The organism is Sphingobacterium sp. Lzh-3 (genome assembly GCF_046764375.1).
Classification (GTDB): domain Bacteria; phylum Bacteroidota; class Bacteroidia; order Sphingobacteriales; family Sphingobacteriaceae; genus Sphingobacterium.
On sequence record NZ_CP177226.1, the window covers coordinates 253,963 to 279,587 of the forward strand.

The 25,625-nt window shown below is 40.6% G+C and carries 18 protein-coding genes; 15 read left to right on the plus strand and 3 right to left on the minus strand.

Going from position 1 to position 25,625, the window contains the following annotated elements; all coding sequences use genetic code 11:
- The first annotated feature begins 15 nt into the window (after positions 1-15).
- Positions 16-2,418 (plus strand): aminotransferase class V-fold PLP-dependent enzyme, encoded by a 2,403-nt coding sequence (locus ACLCDV_RS01085; RefSeq protein ID WP_411972710.1) that lies wholly within the window; start codon positions 16-18, stop codon positions 2,416-2,418.
- A gap of 13 nt (positions 2,419-2,431) precedes the next feature.
- Positions 2,432-4,696, plus strand: a complete 2,265-nt coding sequence (locus ACLCDV_RS01090) for a DUF4838 domain-containing protein (RefSeq protein WP_411972711.1) — start codon at positions 2,432-2,434, stop codon at positions 4,694-4,696.
- Positions 4,697-5,105: 409 nt separating this feature from the next.
- Here the strand turns inward: ACLCDV_RS01090 and ACLCDV_RS01095 are convergent, their stop codons facing one another.
- Positions 5,106-6,974, minus strand: a complete 1,869-nt coding sequence (locus ACLCDV_RS01095; RefSeq protein WP_411972712.1) for a hypothetical protein — start codon at positions 6,972-6,974, stop codon at positions 5,106-5,108.
- 33 nt (positions 6,975-7,007) lie between these two features.
- The gene (locus tag ACLCDV_RS01100) at positions 7,008-7,151 is read right to left on the minus strand and encodes a hypothetical protein (RefSeq protein WP_411972713.1); all 144 of its coding nucleotides are present in this window, start codon (positions 7,149-7,151) and stop codon (positions 7,008-7,010) included.
- A gap of 1,336 nt (positions 7,152-8,487) precedes the next feature.
- Between ACLCDV_RS01100 and ACLCDV_RS01105 the strand changes: the two genes are divergently transcribed.
- The 9 genes from ACLCDV_RS01105 (at position 8,488) to ACLCDV_RS01145 (ending at position 19,686) form a co-directional block, all read left to right on the plus strand.
- Positions 8,488-8,676 (plus strand): hypothetical protein, encoded by a 189-nt coding sequence (locus ACLCDV_RS01105; protein WP_411972714.1) that lies wholly within the window; start codon positions 8,488-8,490, stop codon positions 8,674-8,676.
- A 29-nt stretch (positions 8,677-8,705) separates the two neighbouring features.
- On the plus strand, positions 8,706-10,277 hold the full coding sequence (locus ACLCDV_RS01110) for a fimbrillin family protein (RefSeq protein WP_411972715.1): 1,572 nt from the start codon (positions 8,706-8,708) through the stop codon (positions 10,275-10,277).
- Between the two features lie 162 nt (positions 10,278-10,439).
- The gene (locus tag ACLCDV_RS01115; RefSeq protein WP_411972716.1) at positions 10,440-12,305 is read left to right on the plus strand and encodes an acyltransferase family protein; all 1,866 of its coding nucleotides are present in this window, start codon (positions 10,440-10,442) and stop codon (positions 12,303-12,305) included.
- Positions 12,306-12,468: 163 nt separating this feature from the next.
- Entirely contained in the window at positions 12,469-13,299 is an 831-nt protein-coding gene (locus ACLCDV_RS01120; protein ID WP_411972717.1) for a helix-turn-helix domain-containing protein, read from the plus strand.
- A gap of 236 nt (positions 13,300-13,535) precedes the next feature.
- Positions 13,536-14,063 carry a hypothetical protein gene (locus tag ACLCDV_RS01125; protein WP_411972718.1) on the plus strand — a complete coding sequence of 176 codons (528 nt, stop codon included), beginning with the start codon at positions 13,536-13,538 and terminating at the stop codon, positions 14,061-14,063.
- Between the two features lie 221 nt (positions 14,064-14,284).
- A complete protein-coding gene (locus ACLCDV_RS01130) occupies positions 14,285-14,881 on the plus strand; it encodes a hypothetical protein (RefSeq protein ID WP_411972719.1) in 597 nt (198 codons plus the stop codon).
- Between the two features lie 91 nt (positions 14,882-14,972).
- Positions 14,973-15,788 (plus strand): hypothetical protein, encoded by an 816-nt coding sequence (locus ACLCDV_RS01135; RefSeq protein WP_313420069.1) that lies wholly within the window; start codon positions 14,973-14,975, stop codon positions 15,786-15,788.
- Positions 15,772-16,848, plus strand: coding sequence for a hypothetical protein (locus ACLCDV_RS01140; RefSeq protein WP_411972720.1), 1,077 nt, complete (start codon positions 15,772-15,774; stop codon positions 16,846-16,848). Before ACLCDV_RS01135 ends, ACLCDV_RS01140 begins: the two co-directional genes overlap by 17 nt.
- A gap of 15 nt (positions 16,849-16,863) precedes the next feature.
- Positions 16,864-19,686 carry a collagen binding domain-containing protein gene (locus ACLCDV_RS01145; RefSeq protein ID WP_411972721.1) on the plus strand — a complete coding sequence of 941 codons (2,823 nt, stop codon included), beginning with the start codon at positions 16,864-16,866 and terminating at the stop codon, positions 19,684-19,686.
- Positions 19,687-19,691: 5 nt separating this feature from the next.
- Here the strand turns inward: ACLCDV_RS01145 and ACLCDV_RS01150 are convergent, their stop codons facing one another.
- Positions 19,692-20,489 (minus strand): tyrosine-protein phosphatase, encoded by a 798-nt coding sequence (locus tag ACLCDV_RS01150; protein ID WP_411972722.1) that lies wholly within the window; start codon positions 20,487-20,489, stop codon positions 19,692-19,694.
- A gap of 447 nt (positions 20,490-20,936) precedes the next feature.
- Between ACLCDV_RS01150 and ACLCDV_RS01155 the strand changes: the two genes are divergently transcribed.
- From ACLCDV_RS01155 to rfbD, 4 genes are all read left to right on the plus strand, one after another.
- Complete coding sequence (locus tag ACLCDV_RS01155) at positions 20,937-22,937, plus strand: polysaccharide biosynthesis protein (RefSeq protein ID WP_411972723.1); 2,001 nt, start codon at positions 20,937-20,939, stop codon at positions 22,935-22,937.
- Positions 22,938-23,125: 188 nt separating this feature from the next.
- The gene (gene rfbB / locus ACLCDV_RS01160) at positions 23,126-24,181 is read left to right on the plus strand and encodes a dTDP-glucose 4,6-dehydratase (protein ID WP_411973958.1); all 1,056 of its coding nucleotides are present in this window, start codon (positions 23,126-23,128) and stop codon (positions 24,179-24,181) included.
- A 2-nt stretch (positions 24,182-24,183) separates the two neighbouring features.
- Entirely contained in the window at positions 24,184-24,738 is a 555-nt protein-coding gene (rfbC, locus tag ACLCDV_RS01165; RefSeq protein ID WP_411972724.1) for a dTDP-4-dehydrorhamnose 3,5-epimerase, read from the plus strand.
- Between the two features lie 6 nt (positions 24,739-24,744).
- Positions 24,745-25,602, plus strand: coding sequence for a dTDP-4-dehydrorhamnose reductase (gene rfbD / locus ACLCDV_RS01170; RefSeq protein ID WP_411972725.1), 858 nt, complete (start codon positions 24,745-24,747; stop codon positions 25,600-25,602).
- Positions 25,603-25,625: the final 23 nt, after the last annotated feature.

Genomic DNA, 25,625 nt, shown 5'->3' on the forward strand with positions numbered 1-25,625 from the left:
CAAGATGATTGAACAATGAATCAGACAATCTTGATTTTAGGCGCCGATGGGTATTTAGGCTGGCCTTTGGCGATGAAATTGGCGTTGATACACCCCGATCATAAAATTATTTTAGCGGATAACGGATGGCGTAGGAATACGGTCACTAAACTGGGTTTTTCCCCGCTGCTAACTCCACCTGAATTACCTGATCGCATGAAGGAATTTCAACAGAAATATGGTTGTACAAATCTATTTTATCAACCACTGGATGTTTGCAGTGATGGCTTGGCGGAACTTGTTCGTTGTGAACGACCTTGTACCATATATCACCTAGCCCAGCAATGTTCAGCAAGCTATTCGATGTTGGGGGTAGAAGAGGCATTACATACTGTGCGTAATAATGAGGAGGGAAATATGCGTTTGCTTTGGGCGGTGCGTAATTATGCTCCACATGCCCATATTATTAAGCTGGGGTCCTTTGGCGAATATGCGAAAGGAGGTTTAGCTGTTGCCGAAGGATATTTTAAACCAAGTTACAAAGGGCAGACAGCGTCGACAATGCTGCCTTACCCCCGGGCGGCAAATGATATTTATCATGTGTCTAAGATTAATGATTCCAATTATGTTGCCATGGCGGCACGTACATGGGGGCTTCGAATTACAGAAGTCATGCAGGCGACTGTTTTTGGACTGCTTACGGATGAAATGGATCATTGTTGGAAGCTCTTTACCCGGTTTGATTATGATCCGATTTTTGGAACGGTAGCCAATCGTTTTGTCGCCCAATCTGTGTATGGACATCCTTTGACAATATATGGTCGCGGTCATCAGCGCACAGGCTTGATGTCTTTGCCCGATGCGGTTGGCTCGTTGGCAAGATTCACTGACGATATACCAAAAGAGGGGGAACATAGAGTGGTTAATCACGTCACAGAAACACATTATTCCATAAATGAATTAGCTGACGATATTGTTGCCATAGCAAAAGAATTAGGGTTGAACCCTGAGATACTATATACCGAAGATATAAGAGGCGAGAATTTCACCGAAAAACCACTATTTGATGTTGAAACACAGTTGAAGGGAAGTGAATTATTCCATACTGATTTTAGATCAGTCATCAAGGACACGATTAACTTGCTATTGGAAAGACGTAATTCGCTGATCGTTCATCATTGTTTACCACATCTATCCTGGAATTTTATTCAAAAGGAACGTCCCCCAAAATCTCGAAGCGTGTATGGGAAAGTAGACGATGAAGAATATTGGGATAATATTCGGGTAGAAAAGTTTTATACAGCCTGCATTAATCTGAATCCGGGCTGTTTGGGAACCGTTCCGCAAACTAATGCGGAACGGCTCCTGTCTGCAAAAAATGGGAACCCGTTAGCACTTTATGCTTTAGGACGTGAAGCATTTGCTTCCATAAAAGACGTTTGTGGAGTATTGTGGCCTGCAGAAAATTATCGCTTTAGTATTACGCATAGCACCTCCCAGACAATGAATCTTATGGCACTCTGTTTACTGCGCAAATTACAAGCGGAAAAAAAGGGGCCATTTCTCGTTGTCACAAGTCAACATGAACATCCCGGTGGAATAGGTCCGTTTGAGCAGTTGCCTGATTATGAGGTGATTTATCTTTCTGATACGATCCTTCAGTGTGCAGCGAGTTTGCGCACACAGATGCAGCAGCTCCAACCGGACGTTGTACTGTTGTCGCATGTGTATTACCATACCGGGAGGATGGCGCAAGACCAGAATAGTTTGTCAATTATAAAAAGAGCTGCTCCCAAAGCAATTTTGATATTGGATGTGGCGCAATCTATTGGTCTAAGGGAAATGCCATTTGGTGATGTCGATATATTGATTGGTAGTGCTCATAAATGGCTTCATGGGCCATTAGGGGTAGGTTTGGCCTGGTTTAAGGCTAGTTTTTCGGATTGGCTTGGGGCCATTTATTGGAATAAGCAGCAACTTTTTCCTGATACGGACACGCACGGATTCAGTATACCCGGAGGGCAGGATTTTCTTGTTTATGAAAAATTGAGACACAGCCTGGAACATTACCGCAGTATAGGTGCAGAATCGATATTTGAACGCAGTTGTTATCTGGCTGCTTTTTTTAGAAAAGAGTTGACAGCGGTACTTGAGCAAATTGATTTGCCCTATCATTTTGCCGATGATGGCTTGTCTCCGGTAGTAAGTTTAGCCTTTACTAACTACGATCCATACCCTTTATATGACTTTTTGAATCATGAAAAAATCCATATTAAATGTATAAAAGGCTGTAATTCCGAAGAAGGGATTATCCATATTCTTCGTTTTGGGATTCCATATTATGAAACAAAAAACCGGTTATGTGCAGTAATCGATGCGATCCGCTTATTTGTATATAGTGATGCAGCAGTTCCTGCCGGATTATCTCTTCAACTCTAAATATGCTGTGAAGGTGAACATATTAAGAAAACAAGTACGACTATTTTTAATACTTTTAATACCGCTGATAAATAGCTGTGGTGCCAATGAACTTGATATTGTCTCAGATAAAAAAGCGATGGCTGAAATTGTTATGCCAATGGCACCTTCTTCTCTCGAAAGGAAGTCGGCTCTGGTGTTACAAGATTATATAAGGCGGATTACGGGAGTGACTTTAGATATTCTTTCAGGGCCGTCCAATACCAAAAAGCATGTGTTTTTTGTTGGAAATAGTCTGCTTGCCGATGAAAAGAAAAAGGCGAGCGCTCTTTCGAATGAAGGTTTTGAGATTATCGTTCGAGGGGACCATATCTATTTGACTGGAGGAGCTGGTAAGGGCTTGCTGTATGGTGTCTACGAATTAATCGAGAAGCAGTTTGGTGCGCGTAAATATGACCAAGGTCCAGCGTTGATTTACCGACGGGCCAATCTGACGCTTCCAAAAGATTTATTCCTGCGTTATGCGCCGCCTTTGCGGTATCGTGAATCTTATTATCCGCCATCTACAGACGGGGAGTATCTCGATTGGCATCACCTTCATCGATTTGAAGATTTGTGGGGACTTTGGGGACATTCTTTTTTTAAAATCATCCCACCCGAAGTTTATTTCAAAGCGCATCCCGAATATTTTTCATTGACCAATGGTAAGCGCCAGGCGAGTCAATTATGTCTGACAAATCCGGAGGTCCAAAAGATCGCGATAGCCTATTTTCGGGCGGCAATTGCTGATAATCCGGATGCACAATACTGGTCGATAGCACCGATGGATGGTCGTGGGCATTGTACCTGTGATCGCTGTGCCAAAGTAGACGCGGAAGAAGGAGGGCCACAAGGTTCGCTGATTCGCTTTGTCAATGCGGTGGCCGCACATTTCCCAGAACAGCTATTCACCACATTGGCTTATGGTTACACGGCCGAAGCTCCCAAGCGGAGTAAACCTCGGGAGAACGTCTATGTGATGTTAAGTACAATCGATGTGACACGTCAACAAGGTATCGCTACGAACCCAACTGCGGCAGCATTTCGCAGACAATTGAAGCAATGGTCTCAGCTGTCACCAAATATTTTCGTTTGGGACTATACGACCCAGTTTACAGCATACCTCAGTCCTTTTCCCATGTATGATCAATATCGCGACAATATTGCCTATATGTATCGTAATGGGGTTAAAGGAATCTTTGAACATGGAAGTGGCGCAACATTGGGTGATATGTCGGCCTTTGCAAGTTATATGCAGGCGAAAAGCCTGTGGGATCCAATGATGGATCAGGATCAGGTTGCAGCGGACTTTTTGAACGGATATTATGGTGAAGCGGCGTCTTCCGTAAAGGACTACATGAAACAATTAATAGCCGCCAGACAATCAAACAATACGATACTGGACATTTATGGTAACCCGATCAGTGCTCGGCAGGGATATTTAAATGAGCATGATATCACTCGATATAAGCAGATTCTGGAAGAAGCGAAAAAAAAAGTTATCCATCAGCCTGAGTTTTTGACTAGGATAAATACCTTAGGTCTGGGGCTGGAATATGCTGCTCTGGAGCAGGCAAAGAGCTATGGGGTACATCCATTGGGATTTTTACAACAGCTAGCTGAAGGAAAATTGGGCGTTGCTCCCCATTGGGCGCCGCGCGTTGATCGTTTTCTTGAGAATGCGCTTAAAGCTGGTGGGCGGGAGCTGGCGGAGGTAAATGGAAGTCTCGAAGAATATCGGAATCAATGGTTACGGATTATGAGTAGACCTTATAAAACGTCTTTATTAGTAGGGCAGATTCCCACTTTTAGGCCAGTTTATTTGGCCGATTATCCTGCTAACGGGGATCATACGCTCTCCGATGGGCTGTTAGGTGATACAGACTATAGTTACAATTGGTTATTATTTAATGGTGGCAATGTGGAAATTATTTTTCCTCTTCAACAAGAACAGATAGCTTCTCGTGTCCAATTGAATTTTTTATTGGACCCGGCTCACTACCTCTTTTTACCCAATAAAATACAGGTGGAGGGATCGGAAGACGGGAGAGTGTATACTTCTATTGGAATGCAACAGCTCAGTGACTATGTTTCGGTTGAGAGGGGAGCGGTGGTACATCCTATTTCGGTTGAAATACAAGAACGAAAAATACGCTATCTGCGTATTGCGATAAGTTTTTCAGATGAACTTCCGGATTGGTTTGATGGGGGCCGTCATCGTAAGCCATTGGTGGCGATCGATGAGATCAGGTTAGAATGAAAGAAATGAGACTGATTACTTTAGTACGTTATTTATCGTGATGAAATGTATAGAGTCTTAGTCTGAAGCCTGCTCAAGAGGTCGACAATTAGGGACGAGTTCTATGCTGGATAGTTTTAGTTAGCTGTGTCTTTATTTGTTGATATTAAAGGTTTTACAGAGTTGGTAAAAATAAATGGGGCGAACGCCTTCGCCCCATTATATCCATTAATATTATCAAGTCGAACGCAAAAAAAATGACTTGACGAGCCAAAAGTAAAAAATAATATTAAAACTTAAAATGTGAAATTTTTTATAATCGTGTAAAAATGTATAAAGTGGCTATTGAGCTATAAATTTTTTTCATAAAAAAACGGCTAGATCAATCTAGCCGTTTTGCTTATAGGTTGCCAAAACCTATTTATAAATTTTAGTTACGCACGCAACGTACGTTCTTTAATGTAGTAGAGAGAACATTAATGCCTAGGCCGCTTACGGTAGATAAAACCTCAGTTGAAGCTACAGCTTTAACAACGTTAGGAATTCCGCTAACAGTTCTTGCTTGATACCCCCACGCGCCAACATTTGCAACTCCTAATCCTAGCCCGTCATCTTTTGTCCAGAAATTTGCTGTTGCACCATCCCCATCTAGCAGATTCCCTAGCGGTATGGTAAGATCGGATAGATTAAGAAATTGAAGCACATTTGAGGCTAATACCTGTCCATTGTAGTAAAACCGTAATTTGTTGGATGCTGATGTAGCTGTGCCAAATGCCGGATTAGCCGCAGTTGATGTGGTATATTCCGCTCCACCAGTAATTACAGTAGTATTTGGGGTTGCAGGTGTGCCCAACAAAAGGTTTAATATTTCTGTTAGTGTAAGCCCTAGTAAACCGCCTGCTCCTCTGCTGACCATGGAGTTGTTGTTATTGACATTAATCACGAAGTTAAGTGTGCTTGGTTGGGCAGTTGGACCGGCAATCTCTTGTAGTGTTGGTTGTCTCCATAGGCCCGCTGGATAAACCAGCGCACAAGGATCCTGTGTGGATTGAGCAGTCGACCCATCGTTGAATACCCCTGGGATTATGCCTTTATAACCGAAAAATCCATCGGCTCTGCTTGTACGTTGATTCGTATAGTAGAAACGATATGGATTATGATTAGGTGTAGAGTTTGGTCCTGCTGTTCCGCTATAGTACAAGTTAGAACGGGCCCATTTAGCAGTTGATCCTGGCGTGCTCAAGGCAGATTCCACGATATCTGCTCTTAAGCGAAAGTTGGTGTTTTTCGCCAAAGTCGCACTATATTTAAGTGTGATAGGTGTAACAGTACCATAGGTACGAGGCGCGTTTGTGCCGTTTCCATCCAAATGCTGAATAGCAAGATTAGATACATCGAGTTGGATATTATTTGTTGTCGACGCGCCACTTTGGCTACCTGCAGTATACAAATAAGCAACCTTAACATCATCAAATGCGTCTGTGCTAGAGAATGAACTCCATGCAATGGTCGGTGTGTAACTTGTCGCATTTGGTGTAACATCTCCAGTTAATACATTAAGACTTCCCGTGTTGAGTGCAATACCCGAAACCTTAACCGTTCCAGCCGTCATTTTGCCAAACACGCCTTTTGAATTCAATTCAATCGCCAGGCGAGAAAATGCATGGTCAAATAGAACCGACACTGATGGTTGTTGACCAGCTGTCACTGGAGCGATATCCCCTTTAGCAACTAATACATCGGTATCTGTTGGTAAAGCCAATGAACTTGTCGCTGCAGGTATATTGGCAGTGTTGTTATAAGACACCGCTACCCATTTATAGGCTACTCCAGGGTCGATGGCTATGGATTGAAGTTGGCCGCCATTTACGGTGAATTGTTCCGATGTTACTGCGTTTGTATTCTGGTTAATTAAGAATATGCGGCAGGTAACGTCACCTCCAATAGGTGTCGCTGCTGCACGGCTGCCTGATGCTGTAGTTGAAGCTTTCATCGCAATGCTGGATGAGCTATTTCTAAGGGGGATAACGTCATCAATGCTCGTAACGACATCTACATCACCAAACGAATGAACCTGCATGCCGTTTGTTTTATTATTGGCTGCAGCTTTCGTTCCAATCGCCGTTGCCGGTTCATTAATGCCAGAAAACTTAAGGATAAGACGTGTGCCCTCTAGTTTCTTGTCAAGTTCTAAGTTTGTGTTTTTGTCTTTGGAACAGCTTGTAACAAGCATTCCCGATGTAGCTATCATTGTGACAGCGATTGCCCAATTCATTTTTTTAAAACGTGATAATCTCATAACGTAAAATCTTAATGTTAAAAATAATTTGAATTAGCCTTCGCCGTTTACTCCACCCAGATCGACCTCTGTCGTGTCTTGTACTGTTACTGATGCTGCAGCAATGCCTTGCTCCAGCTCTACTACGTGCTCCTTGATGGACGGAGCAACGTACATTTTTTTTGCGTTCTTATTCATGATAATATTATTTGGATAATCCACGCCGTTGCCAGCGCGGGGTTTAAATTTAATGGACAATTTTAACCCGTTTTCATGTTTAAAAATACGTTGCAATTAACAGCTTTGCCTTTGCGTATAGACAAGTAACGCTGTACTTACGAACGTAATTTTAGATTTTTATGTCTGTTTGTGTGTTTCTAATTTAATTGTTAATACTTTATGCTATTATCGGCTAGCAATACTTTTCTGAATTATATTGTAATGTTACGACTTAATATCAACTTGTGCAAAAAAAAATGTAAAACTTTTTTTTAAAACAATATTAACTTCATAATAAAGGCGCTTTCTTTATTCTAATTATTTTAGCTCTTTTTCTAGGATTTTATGCGTTAAAATTGCATTAAGCCTCCGTATTTAGTGCTATAACGTTAGTTTGCTATTTTCAAATATTCATACTAACAAAGTTAATTTAAGTTTTGTTTTTGTTTTTTATAAAGTTTTTTAGGATTATTATTATTTTATAATTAATATGTTTAAACAGTTATCTTTTTTGGCATCGATTTATGCTATATTTCCGTGTTACGTAAAGTGTATTACAAAACATTATTGTATAATGTGTAGATAAATATTATTCTGCAAATAATTATATTATCTAATATTTCTTGTAATATATATGTTTTTATTCCATTTAAATGGTTTAGTGTAATTTTTGTTATATTTTGATTAAAATATATCCTTCATTAAAGTTTATTATTCTTTTTTTTAATCTCTTCTTTTTTTTTCATATTAAGAAAATTGTATTGACAACCATATTAGTGAAATGACAACGAAATTTTGAATCGTAGCTCGGAATGCTGCTGTCTATTCTCTTTTTTTTGTGCGTTGGGCGATAGTTGCAGCTTAAAGACGATAGGGTGGGTAATGGTTCACCATGTAATTATAGAAAATCATTTATCCTGTTTTCTACTTTTTGGTATCTTTTGGTCTTATTTGTAACTATCTCTATTGTATAGTTAACTTGATAGGCTGGTCGTTAAAATGATCCTGCAGATTATTTTTCTACATGCTATATTACTTATCCAATTTTAAATTAGCGGCAGTGTGTTTTCTCATGGAAATGTCATGCAATTGACTTGAATAGCATTCATTTGTAGTGACTCCGCTACAAGAAAAGAAACATCGCTCAAATTCTTATTTCATAATTGAAATATTATCTACTTTCGTGCAACTTCTGAAAAAGGAGTGTCATATTATTTTATTTTAATCAATTCTTTATCAATAGTATATAATTGTTGTTAACGTGTTATTTAATCGTTTGGTTAAATTAATATTTATGCATTTTAAAATACAAAAAATGAAAATGAACAAAGGAAACTCCGCTATTTCAGATAGCAAATTGGTTTATGAGGCACCTCGCCTCCATGCACAGAAAGTTGAATTGGAATATGGTATTGCTGCTGCTTCGGTAGACCCTGCGGCTAGACAGCAATGGGAAAACACGGAAACACAATCCCATGAAGTGGGTAACGATTTTTGGGACTAGGATATATTTTTTAATCGAATTAATTAGTTATGAAACTAAAAAATACTAAAACTTTATTGTCGCTCATGATAGCGATGACCATATTTATCTTTTCTTGTAAAAAAGAAAATAGTACAACGGAGTTGCCAACAGGAAATGCAATTGTCAACGTTAAAATAAATGGTATAGCACCTGAAGATGGTTCGAAAAAGGCGAAAGCATCCATTGGCGGTTCCAGTGCGGCAACTGCTGCAGTACAGCAAATCACAGTGCCATTTGGAGAAGACCTCGTTGTAAGAGCTACTTTGACTGAAGTGAAAGCTTCTCAAGGGACGGCACTACGTGCTTCTGCGACTAAAGCTGCTACGACTTCAACGGGTGCTGGAGAGCTTGTCGCTTTTAATGGTAATTATAAAATCTATATTTATAAAGAAGGTAGTTCGACATTAGAAAGAACAGTTGATGGCAGAAGTGCGGTGGTTAATAAATTTGAGCTTGCACCCGGTAAATATAAATTTGTTGTGTCTGCTTATGGAAATCCTGCCGGAACTGGAGCAGATAGAGATCCATTAGCCGTTGAGATCCTTCAAACTGTAACTGCTGGTAACAACAATCTTGATGTTGTGCTTAAACATAAATTGACAGAGGTTACTGTTAAGTTTGATGCAGGTAGCGGCCGCAAAATCAATGCAATCAGCAACAGTACAGTTAAACCAAACTATAACTATACATTCGATGAAACGACCGGATTAGTAACATTCGGAACTGAACTCGCAGCAAAAGGCTTTTCTTTCCCAACACAGGCAGCAGCACAGACTTGGACAAGCAGTCCAGTAATGATCGCTGTTGATAATTCAAATGGTACTGGCGAAGTTAAGTTGGCAAGTGTAACGATCAATAATAAACCTGGAAATGTGTCACTGACAGGATTGACATTGAGAAAAGGTGTACAATATGTATTGGAGTTGAATCTAGGGGCTAAACAGGGTATCGAAGCCGGAGGAGAGACGTGGTCTGATGGTAACTTGGAGTATGATCCGTCAACGGGCACGTATAGCTTTGGGGCTAAGAACTCAGCTGGAAATTATTGGTTTTCTGACCGCATAAAACCAAAAGTGGTTCGGGCTGATCAAAAAAATTATAATCAACAACCAAGCGATGTGATCAATGGTACAGCAGGTGAACGTGGGGGAGATCCATGTGCATTGGTTAAAACTGAAGGTACATGGAGATTACCTACGACAACTGAGATTACAAATTTGGTGAATAGCACAGCAGGAAGCCCACCTTCAAGATGGCAAGATAACTATGATGGTACAGCTAATACCATTAAAGGTGTATTCTTTGGTGTCAATACAGCGGGCAGTGGTAGTCATAATCCCGGTGTTAATAGAGATAAATATGTTTTCTTCCCATTTATGGGCTACTATTCAAATGATGATACAAGTGTAAGTAATACATATAATAGCGAAGGATCGTATGTTGTTAAAGATACAGATGGAACCTTTAAACATTGGGCATTCCAAACAACAGGGAATGGTACCGCGCAACCGGCATATATTAGTGCGCAATTTGCCAATCCGGAAGGTAGAGCTTCACAAATCCGTTGTGTGAAAAACTAAGCAATAATTATAATTTATTTGGATAATAAATATAATGGAAACGCATTCCCGAACTTTGGGGATGCGTTTTTTGTTGCCTTTTCAATATAGGCTATGGCTGCATCAGGTTTTTTTAGGAATGTTTTCCTAAATTAGACGATCCATCACATTGGATCGACCAAAATGACCTTTCGCTACGATATAGGACTATTGCGAGCAATAGCTGTTTTAGCTGTACTGCTATACCATTATGAAATCCCGGGTTTCACTGGTGGATTTATTGGTGTCGATATCTTTTTTGTGATCTCAGGTTTTCTGATGACACAGATTGTACTGTCTGGTATGAGTAAGGACGAATTTTCTTATAAAAAATTCATCGCAAAACGTATAACGCGGATTGTACCGGCCTTGTTAGTGGTAAGTGCCTTTCTGCTGTTGTTTATTCCCTTTTTTTACTTTACTTCGGACCTTCGGTTAAATGCCAAATATATTGGCCTAGGCCTATCCTTTCTATCCAATATCTATTATGCCCTTCGTTCTGGTACCTACTTTTCTCCGGATGCAATGGATAATATTTTCCTTCACGCCTGGACCCTGGCGGTCGAAATGCAATTTTATGTGCTGTATCCATTGCTACTCCTTGCACTTCGAAAGATATGTCTATATAAATTTTTGCGATTCCGTTTTATCTATGTAGGATTGACCTTACTTTCTTTCTTTTTATGTATGTACTGGCTTACGACTAAGGCGGATTATGCCTTTTACCTGATGCCGGCCCGGTGTTGGGAGTTTATGCTGGGCGGACTAGCATTTTTATATGCGAGCGAAATTAGGAGGGTTTTGGAGCGAGTGTCTTCTGTTTTGTTGTATGGATTATTAATACTAGTGATCTGTTCGGTAATCGGGGCTTCGGGTAGATATCCCTGGCCTTCATTATTTGCGCTGTTACCAACTCTGGCAGTGGCGCTTATTCTTGGCTTGGCAAAGGAATATACTTGGTTTCGTAGTCGTGGGATACAGTTTTTTGGAAATATTTCATATTCGTTATACCTCTGGCATTGGCCTGTCTATGTTTTATATAGAAAGTATGAATTTGTATTTCCATACAAATTCGGTATAGTCGTTCCCCTGCTGCTTTCTTTCGTACTTGCTTCGCTATCCTACTATTGGGTCGAACAGAAGAAAGGGCAGATAGCTGCGCGTTCTTTGGGGCTCGCTTTTTCTGTTTTGATGGGCTTGACTGTATTGTTTTATCTTGGTGCGCAATGGCCGCTATGGGGAAGGTTTCGTGTGCTGAACGCGAAATATGCCAATTATTTTGAATACGATGAGCATACACATCTTAACCCCTGTAATTGTTATATTACAGATAGTAAAAATTACAATTTATTTGATGCTGATCAATGCCTTGCGATTGACTCTACCAAACAGAATATCTTATTAATGGGGGATAGCCATGCGGCGCAGCTTTCGGCAGCTTTCCGAAAAGCACTACATGAGGGGCAAAAGCTGCAGGAAATTAGTCTTAGTTTAACGTTCCCGTTTCCTAGTCCTAGGGGATACGAAAAATCGGTCGATTTATGGCGCGATTTTTATCAAAAGTATCTCCCGCAGAATTATCAGCATATCGATAAAGTCTTTATTTCGGTCCATTGGCTTATGTATTCTTACAAAGGAATGAATTATACAAAAGAGGAAATCGGCCATGGTGTCCGACAGATGCTCAGCACTTTTGAAAGATATGGCTTAGACTATTATTTTGTCGGACAGACGGAAGAGTATATACTCCCTTACCACAAGCTCGCATTAAAAATGAAAAAGGATAAAACATTGGATGAAAACCGCTATGTTAACCCTTTAGGTGTCCGGGTAAATTCATACTTAAAGACAATCGTTCCTAAAGGACGTTATATTGATATTTATCAGCTGAAAGAAATGAGACATGACAGCGTTAACTTTGGGGCCCCCTATATGTTCGATAAACACCATCTGAGTCCTGCCGGGGCCAGTCAGCTGGTCAAGTACCTTAAGCAGAGAAACTATTTTTAAAAAATAGTTTCTCTGCTAGTGTTATTTGCTGCCGAATTATCTTAAGCGCTGGTTAATATGCAATATGAACCGTGTTTTTTGTGTTCAAGATTTATTTACTAAATTGCTCCCTGTCTAAGCATTATAAAATGTTATTTGGGTATTATTGCGGTAAATAATTATTATGGAATTTGGAGTTCATCGGGTCATTGGTGTAACGCAGGAGTATTCGGAAATTAAGGATGCAACAGCGAAAGAGAACTATATCGTTCTTTTTGTGTCATCTGGTGGATGCAGCATGCTTATTAATAAACAGCCGACGGAGATTAAGGAATATAGCCTGGTTTTGATACCCCGCGGAATAACGGTTGATGCCAACCCAAATGAACAGCGCGCCTTTTTGATTATCTATTTCTCGGAAAGCTTTTTTGCACGCACAGAAGTCGACACCGCCTTCCTTCGCAACTTCAAGTCATTTAACAAAAATGAATATACCTATAGAGTACTGAGTGTGCCCAAAGAGTATGCGACTTATTATGAATTTGTCGGCATGCAGCTGAAGCTTTCCAAGCAGAATTACAATCAAGCAATTTATCGGGACTTGGCACATAATATCGTGAAACAGATTGTACTCCTCGCGGCGATTTATGCGGAAGACAAGCAATCGGGAGAGTTACTAGGTAAGCGTACAGAAGTTTCCTTGGTAAGGCGTTTTCAGGATCTGGTCGAAAAGCATGTGAAAACAGAAAAACAAGTGGCTTTTTACGCAGATCAGCTGAATATTGGGAGTAAAAAATTGACCAATCTCACCAAAGAGACCTTGGGTACCACACCTAAAGAAGTCATCACCAGCGAATTGCTCCGTGTGAGTAAAAAGCTTCTCGTGGAGTCGTCACTCAGTATCAAACAAGTCGCTTGGGATTTAGGTTATACAGACGTGAATAATTTTAGTACCTTCTTTTTGAAAGAAACAAACCTGACGCCAACAGAATACCGCAAGCGTTGGCAACAATAGCCTTCATGTATTGAAAATAATACATATTTTCCTAATAAAAACAATTGTTCTTATTCTTTCGTTTTTGAGATAAAAGGTATATTTATAGTAGAACAACGAAAGTGTATGAAATATCAACATTGTAAAAATTCATGTTCTTCTGGCGTTAAAATTGCTAAAGATCCATAGATGATCGGGATGAGCATTGAATAGTATGGATGATTCATAGGACCATTAAGAAAACAGTTTATTAGGATATGGAAAAGGTAGTATTGTTTTTGGGATTGGCTTTTTGGGGTGGTACAGCCTCTGCACAGACAGGTGTGCGATTGAACATTGAACTCTATGATGTGCAGCACCTTGTTATTAATCCAGATCAATCGACGGTAACCTTGGCTTACCACACCTTAGCAGATTATAAAAATGGCGTAGAGTCAATTCAGAAAGCACATCTTTCGGTATTTAGCACGTCGGGCTATGAAGTGAAGGTCAAATTGGCCAACCAAGACTTTATAAAACTCGGCCAGGCACAGACAGAAAAAATCCCCGCGCCATTGATCCGTGTTAAAGCAACTGCCACTCATATAGGACAAGCAATAAATACAACTAGTGGCGTCCTTTCTACAAATAAGGAAACCATCATTTCCTCAGATTCCCCCACCTTCAATGGACTGTTTGATGTAACCTACTCGGGGCCTGGAGCTGACGGCTTAATGCAATACGTAGAGAAAAACAATACCGTTACCTTCACAAACGATGTCCTTTATAGCATCGAAACACGCTAATATTCCACAAAAACCCATTCTTTTACCTTAGGTACGGCGCTTTGTAGTTTTCCCGCTACATATTTTTGTAGCTGTATAGCTACAACATTTTACACACTCCCTTTTTTATACTTTTTGGGTACAAATTCATACTTTTTGCATCATTTCCTGCTGTACTTTTGTTTTGTCCAAAGAGGATAAATAATAACGAATAAGTCATATTAAATTATAAAAACTACAAAATGAAAAAAATTATTTTCTTCGCAGCAGCAATCATTGGTTCAGTTACTGCAGTTAACGCTCAATCTCAATCACAAGCAAAAGTAAAAGTGAATGTAGAGTTAAAGCCTTTTCAGTCGATTGAAATTGGTAGTGGTGCTGGGTCTGGTAACGAGGGTGAAGTAATAACCAGTGGTTATGATGACGAGGTAACGTTAAGATACCAAGATGTGAATGACTATACAAAAGGGGTGGAAAAGACAGTTGCAAAGCAATTGAAAGTGTCTTCAGTAGGTTCTGGTTATAAAATAAAAGCAACATTGTCCTCGCTTAACTTTACAAAGACAGCGGGTGCCGGTGCGACAGAGTATGATGCAAAGAAATTATTAGCGATTCAAGTAGATGGTAAGACAGCAACTACGGATAAAAATATGGAATTTGGGCCTTTTGGTGCAAATAGTAATGCTGAGTCTTCTGTACTGAACAAAGAATTGGATGTGAAATATTTCGGTAAACCGCTTGATGAGACAACTGTTAAGGATTTGTTGGGTAAAAATGGCGATAGAAATACAACCGCAAAATATACCATTGATGTGGTTTACACGATCGCCGCAAACTAGTAGGTCCTATACTACGCTATGAAAATCATATAGAGGCAGGTATCGGAAGATACCTGCTTTTTTATGTATTTTTATGCCAAATTGTATTTTTATGAAAAACCTGATCGCCTCATTTTTTTTGCTGTTTACCACAACAATAGCTTTTTCTCAAACTGGATTGACAGTCGGTCCACCTAGATTATATTTTGTGGGTGATGCCGGACAGGCGCAAACGCAGTATGTTGACGTAACAAATCCGAGTAAAGATTATACACTCGAATTGGGTGTTTCTTTTGAAGACTGGTCTTATTCAGCCGTTGGTGATAATGAGCTGAGTCCAAAAGGGACATTACCAACGAGCTGTGCAAGCTGGTTGTCGGTGTCTGAATCGTACTTCTCACTTAAACCTGGTGAATCAAAGCGATTGCAACTGAATATGCAGGTGCCTAAAGATGCAAAATTCACTGCCGAGGTGCCGGTTCATACTGCAATGCTCTTTGTGACACAATTGAACCCGAGAGCGAGAGAGAAACAGGAAGGGGCTAATATTCGTTTGGCGGTACGCTCAGGAGTGAAGGTTTATCATCGTTTCAATGGACGGGAAACACCGGATCTTGAAATCACGAATTTGGTTTATAAAGATGTAGACTCTGCTGGACAATTTCTAGAGGTTAGTTACGACGTGACAGGAAATATTTGGCTAGAGGGACGCCTGCGCGCTGAATTTTTAAATCAAGAAACGGGAGAAAAAGCAGTCGTCGATAATCTTAATTTTTACTGCCTGCCTGGAGATAAGCGTAAACAATATATTGCGATTCCCAAGTCGTTGAAGTCAGGGAGTTACCTCGTTTCGGTGTTAGCATTTTATGGCGATCAAGATGTGGTGAAGATCGCAGAATTGGAGTTTAAACATGTGGCAAAAAACTAAAATAATAGTACTCTTATTTTGGGGCCTGTTATCAGCCATGCCCCTTGTTGCGCAATTGCGGTTTTCAGTATGGTCGGACAATTATTTTGAAGTGACGTCTTATTTGGGTAAAACAACGCCGGATCGCTTCAATGTATTTCAATTTGACCTGAATGGGCTCAATGTGAACGAAAAAAACTGGTCTCTCGCGGTACGCTTACTGGCACCCATACGTACCATTGCCGGTGGAAAAAACCGTAGCGGAAATACATTTCCGGTAGATAAAATAAGTCTACGTTGGACTGGCGACAACAATGACGCGAATTTTCGCCTAGATGGGATCGGTGCCAGCCGTAATCCCATTATTCTGCAAAATAGCAACGATGTGCTGTTGATTAATCGGGCCAAACAACCCATTAGCTCCAACGGGAATTATTATCTGCAATATCAGCTTTATAGTGCACTGACCATTGCCCAAGGTAAATATTTGGATGATTATCTGAGTCCGGATCAGTATACTTACCTGAAATATCGTATTCCCCTATTGTTTACCCTTTACAGCGAAAGTGGTAAGGTCCTGGGAACCCAGGAAATTAATTATGAAATGCAATTGCCGCCGCGTTTGACCGACGGCGGGATGGTTGACATGGAACCTGACTATAGTCTGGAGGTTGCTGCCGATGCTGCCAATGCGACATTGCAGTTCTCGACACAAAAGGATTATATGCAGGGAGTAAGTGCGATGGCCGCCAATGCGATCCGTGTGAACTCCATAACGGACTTTGAACTTCGTGTTAAATCTGTTGATAGTGAGCTTTTGCGCAATGGCGGCGGTACACTTCCGCTGTCCGTGCTTTCACTTCAGTTGACTGCTGGAACCGGATTAAATAGGATAAAATCTAACCCCAAAGTAGTTTTAACGACTCAAGAACAGGTGGCGGTATCTGCCGCTTCGATAGATAAAAAGCAAGCGCAAAGTTTTAATGTGGAGTATAAAGCGAATCTGACGGCTGATCAGGTGTCGGCTTCTAAATCTGGAAGCTATAGTGTGTCACTCCTGTATTTACTGATTCCACAATAGTCCGATTTCTACTGCGTGTTTAAATACTCTCATCATAAGATCAAATATATCGCTGCTGCGCTATTGCTATTGCTGGCCCAGTTTGTTTGGGCCCAGCAGGAAAAGCCTGTGCACCTGCTTTTGCCTGATCAGCTCCGTCTGGAAGGCGGTCTCAACAGTATTGACCTGCAATTGATCAATAATAGCGAAAAGGATTTTAATGGCGAGCTCAAGTTGTTGTTGCCACAGGGACTGCGTGCCCTTGGTTCGGACCGTTTAACATTTACAGTGCCAGCAGGAAAAAAACGATTTATTATTCAACGTCTACAGGTTCAGGCGCCAGCTCAGTTAAGAGGACAAGCTGTAGTTGTTCAGCTATTGGATCCTTTTGGCCAGATGGTTGATAATAAGACGATGGCTATCGATGTGCCACCTAAAAAAGTGCTGATCTTACAGGACGTTTCGGAACAGCAGTATTTAAAGCATGTAGGGGATTCGATCTTTATTAAAACACGTGTTATCAATAGCGGAACAACAGACGAGGAGATGAAGATTCTGTTTTCCTCGCCGGATAGAATCGGAAATACCAAATTTAAAGAACAAAATCTTTTCCTTCCTGCTGGTCGGGATACAGTCCTCATGCTCCGGCTTGCGGTGGAAAAATATATGTTAAACAGGGAGCAATACAGGGTCAACATCACGGGCCTATACGATAATGGCGATGTGTTTGGAAATCTATCGGTATTATTGTCCAATATTGCAGCAGATCGGAATTACCAGCAATTATTTGACAATCGCGGTAATCTGGCGGCCTACTCCCGTAATTTTTTTGATTTACAGCTGGATAACTTACTTGGTGAGCAGCAGGCCTTTTATTTTCGGTCGGAGGGGGAGTATCGCTTAGCGAATGGGCAGATTAGCTATAGTGCTTATTTGACCAAAACAGGTGGAATGGACCGGCCTACATTAAGCAATACCTATGCTGCCTTTCAGAAAGGGCAAAATACCTATACGGTGGGAAATCTGCAGGAAAGCATGGAGGCATCTGCTTTTGGGAGAGGTTTCAAATTTGACCATATTGATACTGCCCGAGCAACCAATTTTACCGTCGGTGTATTACAGCGTGCTGTGGACCTGTTAGATTACAGCTCTACCGGCGAACCGGGCTATACCGCTTTTGGCAAAGTCGTGTTGGGAGAAGGTAAGGCTGAGCACCGTCGCTATGAAGGGCAGCTTTTCTACGATCGCAATGGCCTAGATAGTACCACTAGTCTGCTTTGGGCGAATTCTTTTGACTTTCTGAAACAAAAATATGCGGGCAATACATCGTTACGCGGTTTTGTCGCTGCAGGACTTCAGACGCAGGATGGTCGACAAGCGGGGCGTGATTCATCGATGCCCTCATGGGCTCTGGGTTTGCGGATGGATCAGCGTTTTGCCAAATGGAGTTTTAGCTCAGACAATTTTTATAGTTCTCCGTATTACACAGGAAATCGTCGTGGTTCTTTGCAGTTCGTCGAACGCTTAAATAGAAACTGGGGTAAGTTATCGGCTGCACTAAGCTATACGTTTTATCGCTATAACCCAAGTTATCTGAATACAAATTTTCTCAATTACGCAAGCCAATCTTCCCGCTGGGATTTAAGTATGTATATGCCATTGAGTCCATTTGTGACACTATCCGTATTGCCAAACTATAATCGCGAGATTGGAACCTATATGTTTGCAGCGGGTACCCGTGAGCTGAAATCTACTTCTTGGCGGATGTTGTCAACAGTGAATCTTAGGTCACGTAACCTGCAGCACAACCTGAATGTGACCACTGAAGCTGGACTTGTCTCCATGACGGATCAAGCTAGCGGACTTTTTGCGGTACGGGCAGATGTAAATTACAATTATAAAAGTTTAGGTCTTTCTGCTTCTTACCAGCAGGGTGCTTTTCAGATTTCGGATCTAGTAAGTGCACTATTGATAGGACGGTCAATTGGGAATCGTTTTTCTATGGGGCCGCGTATAGGCGGCACACTCTTACAGGAGAGATTGCAGTGGACGGCCAATGCACGGGCAAATTTAAGTACCAGTTATGGAAATAGTTTTGGCGGAAACGCGAGTGTAAATTATCGCGTACTCAAAAACACCCTCCTTACAGGGCTTTTTCAGTACAATTATAGTGTCATGAAAACCGGATATGACTATGATTTTAACAATTTACGCATTGGTGTTCGGCAAAACTTAAAAGGGTCAAATCTTGATCGGCCGGCCGTCAAGACAGGGAATATACGTGTCTTCTGTTTTCAGGATAAAAATTTTAATGGAATATATGATAAAGGGGATATTCCGATGGTTGATCATAGTTTTACGGTAAAAGGGGTGTTGTTTGTAACCGATAAATCTGGATATGCTTCCTTTAAGAAGTTACCGTATGGCTCGTACCTGTTTTTCTCACCAAAGCAGGGACAGTATATGGCAGTTTCGAAAGAGATCGTGATACAGCGATCAAACCTAGAAATCCAGATTCCGCTCCAGCGTGGTGGATTGGTGCGGGGAGCTGTCAGTGTTGCATATACGCAAGGACTTAGTTTGGAGACAGATCTGAATCTAGATATCTATAAAGTTTTGGCAAAAGATATACACGGGAAGGTTATCGAGATAAACACCGATAAGGAAGGGCATTTTGAGTTTGGCCTGCCAGAGGGAACCTATAGCTTCTATTTGGATAATGCAAGTTTCCCGGCAAACGTATTTACAGATCAAGAAGCCCAATCTGGAACAGTAAAACTTGATGGCGACTTGGAGCTCGGGCCTTTTCTGTTAAAAGTGAAGTCAAAAAAGGTCAATGTCAAGCGTTTTGGACAATAGCCTTCCTATCCGGCGATATGCTGAGATTTCACATCACTCATGTGATCTAAAAGTGATGGGTTCAAAATAGGGGACGTTTTTAACATTTCCCGTACAGGATATTTTTCAGCAATATCCGTAAGGGCTTTGAGGTGTTTTTCATGATGGAGGTCGGTGCCTACAAAATCATACATCCCAGATTTCAGTAAAGTCATGGCAATTGCTTTGACATCGACTCCATAGTAACGGCTGATGGACAGCAGGTTCAACTGGAGCAGACAGCCGGCATCCTTAATCTGCTTATAGATATTAAAATTGCTATGATAATAATTGTATCGTTCCGGATGTGCTAGAACGGGCTTATAACCTAGTTTTTGAATGTCTCGTATGGTATGGAAAAGAGCTTTCGCCTCCGATAAATAGGACATCTCAATAAGCACATAGCCTCCCGGTATAATACAAAGTTCATTATCCCGAACAAGATCAGAAAGACCATCATCAATCATGTGTTCAGCTGCTGCAAAAATTTCAACCTTGCTGCCAATATTCTTCAGGCCATTCTCGAGATTGCTGTGCGCTTCTTCAATACTCGATTTGCTGTTGGGGTGGACTCCTGCCATAATATGTGGCGTGCAGATAAACTTCTTCAATCCCAATCGTTGTAACCCATCTATAAAAGTGAGCGAGTTTTGTACAGAAGTGCTACCATCGTCAATACCGGGGAGTAAGTGATTGTGCATGTCGACTTCCAAGAACTCAAGTTGTGCCAAAGGCCTGATAGATGATTTTTTATTGGTACCGAACAAATTGCTAAAGAAGCCCATAATGTTGATTTTAAAATATTAAGTTAAAAGGGACATGTGCTTTTGTTGGTGTTCAATATATGATGGTGCTGGCATTTAGTTTTGAAAATCATATCCCGAAAAGAACTTTACAAACAATATGCCAGTTTTTTTGTTGATTATCAGGGAAGCAAGGTGAGAAGAAAGACTTGGATAGATCTAACAGTCCTGTACTTCCTTTTGTTTATGTTTTTTAAAATTTAATTTGTCTTTGTAACAGTTTCGGTATAATACTTGCTTGTCCCCCCATAGTGGACAAATAACAAAGACTGGGTTTTTGTTATTGATATTTTAGGAGATTGTTTAATTGCTTGTTAAATTTTAAGTATCTTGGCGTTCTCTTACAATTATTGCAAAAGCCATATATACTGGGTTTAAGATAAAAGCCTAATAAATTAGTATAAAAAATAAAAATAAAAAGGGAAATTTATGATGAGTTCTCTGGGAGATTTAAAAAGGCGTCTTCGGAAGGACAATCCACGATGGGTTATTTTACTGATCGATATGTGGTTTGTGTTTGGAAGTTATGTGTTTTCAAACTATGTGGTTAACAACTTTAAAGGGGTATTTGATATCGCTTTAATGTTGCAGAAACTTGTTGTGGTATTGCCGGTGTTTTTTATCACGTTTCTCTGCTATAATACCTATAGAGGTATTGTCAGGCAAACAGGAATTCGTGATACAATCAAGATATTTAAAACAGTAGCCTCTGCCTATCTTGTGCTCATGCTATTGACTCTTTTGATCAAAGCTGTTTTTGAAAAAGGTACCGTGGCAGGAGATTATCTTCGCCTATCCTATGGTGTGTTGACCATGCAGGCTTGTATTTTACTTGTCATTATGGTGGGGGCGCGTGTGGTTTACCGTACCATTTATGAGTATCTCTTTTTGCCCGCGAGAAAAGGTGAAAACGTATTAATTTTCGGCGCCTCACGCCCAGGTTTGGTTTCTTATTCCTTGTTAAAAGAGGATCAGCGTATCAAATATCAGGTCGTTGCTTTTGTGGAAGATAAAATATCACGGATAGGAAAGCGACTGGCAGGATTGAAAATTCGTGATATTACAGAAATATCGAAAGAATTTGTTGAGAAAAATCAGATTTCGCAGGTTATTATTGCGGTTGAGAACAACGATCCCGAACGTTTGGAATATGTATCGGATTGGTTTCAAAATATTGGACTTGAACTGAAGATTATGCCGCCAGCACGAATTTTACTTAATTCAGGTGCTAAGCGTGAAATCAGGCCATTGAAGATTGAAGATTTATTGGGGCGCAAGCCGATCAAATTGGATCACCCCGAAATCGAAGAAGAGATGCATGGGAAAGTGATCCTGGTTACCGGTGCCGCTGGATCCATCGGTTCGGAACTAGCCCGTCAGATCGCCAGACGTCATTATAAAAAATTAATCTTGCTGGATCAAGCTGAATCAGCATTGTATGATATACAGCAGTCTATTAAGGCTATATTGCCCGAAGATATGCATTGTGTAGTCGGTGATGTGCGTAATTATGCATTCATGCAGAATATATTTGCACACTATAAACCCGATTTGGTATTTCATGCTGCGGCCTATAAGCACGTGCCTTTAATGGAGGCAAATCCCTACGAGTCAATTCAGACGAATGTTTTAGGAAGTAAAAATGTGGCCGATCTCTGTATGCAATATGGGGCTAAAAAGATGGTTATGGTGTCTACGGATAAGGCTGTTAACCCAACCAATGTGATGGGGGCGACCAAACGTATGGCCGAGATTTACGTGAGCAGCTGCAGCGGTAAATCCAATACCAGTTTTATCATTACACGTTTTGGAAATGTACTGGGTTCAAACGGTTCTGTCATTCCGCTTTTTGAGAAGCAAATGGCAGAGGGAGGGCCGCTGACGTTGACCCATCCTGAAATCACCCGTTTCTTTATGACGATTCCCGAAGCATGTCAATTGGTACAGGAGGCTGGTGTGATGGGAAAAGGAGGCGAGATTTTTGTGTTCGATATGGGTAAGTCTGTTAAAATAATTGATTTAGCAAAACGGATGATCAAGCTGAAAGGTTATCGTTACCCGGAAGATATCGATATCAAAATTGTTGGATTACGTCCTGGCGAGAAAATTTATGAAGAATTGTTGGCGAATAATGAGAATACCGTGAAGACTCATCATCCTAAAATCATGATCGCAAAAGTGAATCACGATGAATTGCTGCTTAAAGCAGAACGTATCAATGCGATCTGTCAGCAGATTTTGGATGCGGATACCCATTTGCCAGATTTTATGGAGCTTGTTGCCGGAATGAAGCAGATCGTTCCAGAATTTAAATCTCAAAATTCCGAATATGAAGTGTTGGATTCAATTGAAGAAAAGGAAGAGATCACATTGGCGAATGAGACACCTGTTGAGGTGCCCGTTTATTCTTTAATAAAGAATGTATTATAATCAGAAAAGTTTGTAGATCATTAACAATATAAAGAAATGAAAGGCCCTCTTTTAGAGGGCTTTTTTAATTATTATGTTTACTCACGAATTAAACTTGTCAATTAACAGAAATCCTCCTAATTTTAACGAACTATTTGGTGAATTCATCATTCGTAGACCAATGGTCTCAACAAGTCTATAGTCAATATATGAATAAAACAATTTTAATTACCGGAGGTGCGGGCTTTATAGGCTCACATGTTGTTCGTGAGTTTGTGTTAAAGTACCCCGAATATCAGATCGTTAATCTGGACGCTTTGACCTATGCGGGTAATCTGGAGAATTTGAAGGATATTGAGCATTTTTCTAATTATACCTTTGTTAAGGCAGATATTACGGACCTGCAGGCAGTATCAGCTATTTTTCAGGAATATCAGCCTGACGGTATTATCCATTTGGCCGCGGAGTCGCATGTCGATCGTTCAATTGTCGATCCAATGGCTTTCGTTATGACTAACGTGATTGGAACGGTCAATTTATTGAATGCGGCCAAGGCAATTTGGAAGGATAATTTTGAGGGAAAGCGATTTCACCATGTGTCAACGGATGAGGTGTTTGGCGCGCTCGGTGATACCGGATTTTTTACGGAAGAAACAAACTATGATCCCCATTCACCGTATTCGGCATCCAAAGCAAGTTCAGATCATTTTGTACGGGCTTACCATGATACCTACGGCCTGCCTATTGTGTTGACAAACTGTTCAAACAACTATGGACCGAATCATTTTCCGGAGAAATTGATTCCTTTGTGCATTCATAATATTTTAAATCATAAATCGCTACCTGTTTATGGTAATGGAAAATATACCCGCGATTGGTTATACGTGATCGACCATGCAAAAGCCATCGATCTCGTTTTTCATGAAGGGAAAAATGGCGATTCCTATAACGTGGGTGGATTCAATGAATGGCAAAATATAGATCTGATCAAAGAGCTATGTAAACAGATGGATAAGAAATTGGGACGTATCCAAGGCTCTTCGGAAGAGTTGATTACTTTTGTTAAGGACCGACCAGGACACGATTTGCGTTATGCGATTGATGCAACAAAGATCAATAAGGAATTGGGGTGGAAGCCCTCAGTAACCTTTGAAGAAGGTTTGTCACGGACCATAGACTGGTTTTTGGCTAATCAGGAATGGTTGGACCATGTGACATCTGGAAATTATAAAAAATATTACGACAATCAATACAAAGACGCATAAGAATGACGTATACGGAAACAAAACTAAAAGGCTGCTTTATACTTGAGCCCAACGTATTTGAAGATGAAAGAGGTTATTTTTTTGAATCATTTAATGAAACAAAATTGGCTTCCATATTGGGCTATAAACCCCATTTTGTACAAGATAACCAGTCAAAATCGCAATTTGGTGTGGTGCGTGGCTTGCATATGCAAGTTGGAGAGCATGCACAGGCAAAATTAGTTCGTGTGGTTGAAGGAAAAGTGCTGGATGTGGTTGTCGATGTTCGCCCAGGATCACTCACTTTTGGGCAATATGTTGCGGTAGAACTTTCGGCTGAAAATAAACAGCAAATGTACATTCCTCGAGGCTTTTTACATGGCTTTTCTGTATTGTCAGCGCATGCTGTTTTTTTCTATAAATGTGATAATAACTATCATAAAGAATCAGAAGATGGCGTAAATCCATTAGACCTGGAGCTGGCGATAGACTGGCAGATTCCTGGCGAACGAATGATTCTTTCACAAAAAGATCAAGAGGCACAGTCTTTTGAAGAATTAAGAATGAAATTAATTTAAGAGGATATGCGGATTGTTATAACAGGAGCTTCAGGACAACTCGGGTCAGAATTAAGGGATATCTTACAGGATAATACAGAAAAAGAGTGTTATTTCTTAGATCGGAAGCAATTTCCACTGGATCAAATTCAGATTATACAGGAAATTTTGGCGATATATCAACCCGATCTCATTATCCATGCAGGAGCATATACAGCGGTAGATACGGCGGAGGAGGATCAAGTGACTGCGAATTTGGTGAACCATTTGGCCTGTGAAGAAATTGCACAATATTGCCGTCTTCATGAAACGAAACTTATTGCAATTTCAACAGATTATGTTTTTGATGGTACATCCGATGTGGCGTTAACAGAAAAGGCTGCAACGGCACCTATTAATGTATACGGACAAACGAAGCTCGCCGGAGAACAGGCGATTCAGAAATGGTGTCCTGAAGCAATCATCATCCGTACTTCCTGGGTATATTCCTCTTACGGCAAAAACTTTGTAAAAACCATGTGCCGTTTAATGACTGAGCGCGATGAGGTCAATGTAATCAACGATCAAATTGGGAGTCCTACCTATGCCAAAGATCTTGCTGCTGCAATATTAGAAATTGTAGACTCTTCCATTTGGAAGGGGGGGATTTATAACTATAGCAATGAAGGCGAAACTTCTTGGTATGACTTCGCTGTAGCAATACGCAATTTCCGTTCGTTCGACTGTCAGGTAACACCGATTCCTACAAGTGCATATCCTACACCTGCACGAAGGCCAAAGTATTCTTTGCTCGATAAATCAAAGATAAGGGATACTTTTGGGGTTGAAGTACCCGAGTGGCAAACAAGTTTGGCTAACATGTTGGCCGAAGAGTTTAAAAATTAAGAGAGAGTTCTGAAATCTATATT

Excerpts from the sequence above, each read along its gene's own strand:
- ACLCDV_RS01085 (WP_411972710.1), top strand. The coding sequence starts at position 16 with ATGAATCAGACAATCTTGATTTTAGGCGCCGATGGGTATTTAGGCTGG.
- ACLCDV_RS01095 (WP_411972712.1), bottom strand. The coding sequence starts at position 6,974 with ATGAGATTATCACGTTTTAAAAAAATGAATTGGGCAATCGCTGTCACA.
- ACLCDV_RS01100 (WP_411972713.1), bottom strand. The coding sequence starts at position 7,151 with ATGAATAAGAACGCAAAAAAAATGTACGTTGCTCCGTCCATCAAGGAG.
- ACLCDV_RS01105 (WP_411972714.1), top strand. The coding sequence starts at position 8,488 with ATGAAAATGAACAAAGGAAACTCCGCTATTTCAGATAGCAAATTGGTT.
- ACLCDV_RS01110 (WP_411972715.1), top strand. The coding sequence starts at position 8,706 with ATGAAACTAAAAAATACTAAAACTTTATTGTCGCTCATGATAGCGATG.
- ACLCDV_RS01115 (WP_411972716.1), top strand. The coding sequence starts at position 10,440 with ATGACCTTTCGCTACGATATAGGACTATTGCGAGCAATAGCTGTTTTA.
- ACLCDV_RS01120 (WP_411972717.1), top strand. The coding sequence starts at position 12,469 with ATGGAATTTGGAGTTCATCGGGTCATTGGTGTAACGCAGGAGTATTCG.
- ACLCDV_RS01125 (WP_411972718.1), top strand. The coding sequence starts at position 13,536 with ATGGAAAAGGTAGTATTGTTTTTGGGATTGGCTTTTTGGGGTGGTACA.
- ACLCDV_RS01130 (WP_411972719.1), top strand. The coding sequence starts at position 14,285 with ATGAAAAAAATTATTTTCTTCGCAGCAGCAATCATTGGTTCAGTTACT.
- ACLCDV_RS01135 (WP_313420069.1), top strand. The coding sequence starts at position 14,973 with ATGAAAAACCTGATCGCCTCATTTTTTTTGCTGTTTACCACAACAATA.
- ACLCDV_RS01140 (WP_411972720.1), top strand. The coding sequence starts at position 15,772 with ATGTGGCAAAAAACTAAAATAATAGTACTCTTATTTTGGGGCCTGTTA.
- ACLCDV_RS01150 (WP_411972722.1), bottom strand. The coding sequence starts at position 20,489 with ATGGGCTTCTTTAGCAATTTGTTCGGTACCAATAAAAAATCATCTATC.
- ACLCDV_RS01155 (WP_411972723.1), top strand. The coding sequence starts at position 20,937 with ATGATGAGTTCTCTGGGAGATTTAAAAAGGCGTCTTCGGAAGGACAAT.
- rfbB (WP_411973958.1), top strand. The coding sequence starts at position 23,126 with ATGAATAAAACAATTTTAATTACCGGAGGTGCGGGCTTTATAGGCTCA.
- rfbC (WP_411972724.1), top strand. The coding sequence starts at position 24,184 with ATGACGTATACGGAAACAAAACTAAAAGGCTGCTTTATACTTGAGCCC.
- rfbD (WP_411972725.1), top strand. The coding sequence starts at position 24,745 with ATGCGGATTGTTATAACAGGAGCTTCAGGACAACTCGGGTCAGAATTA.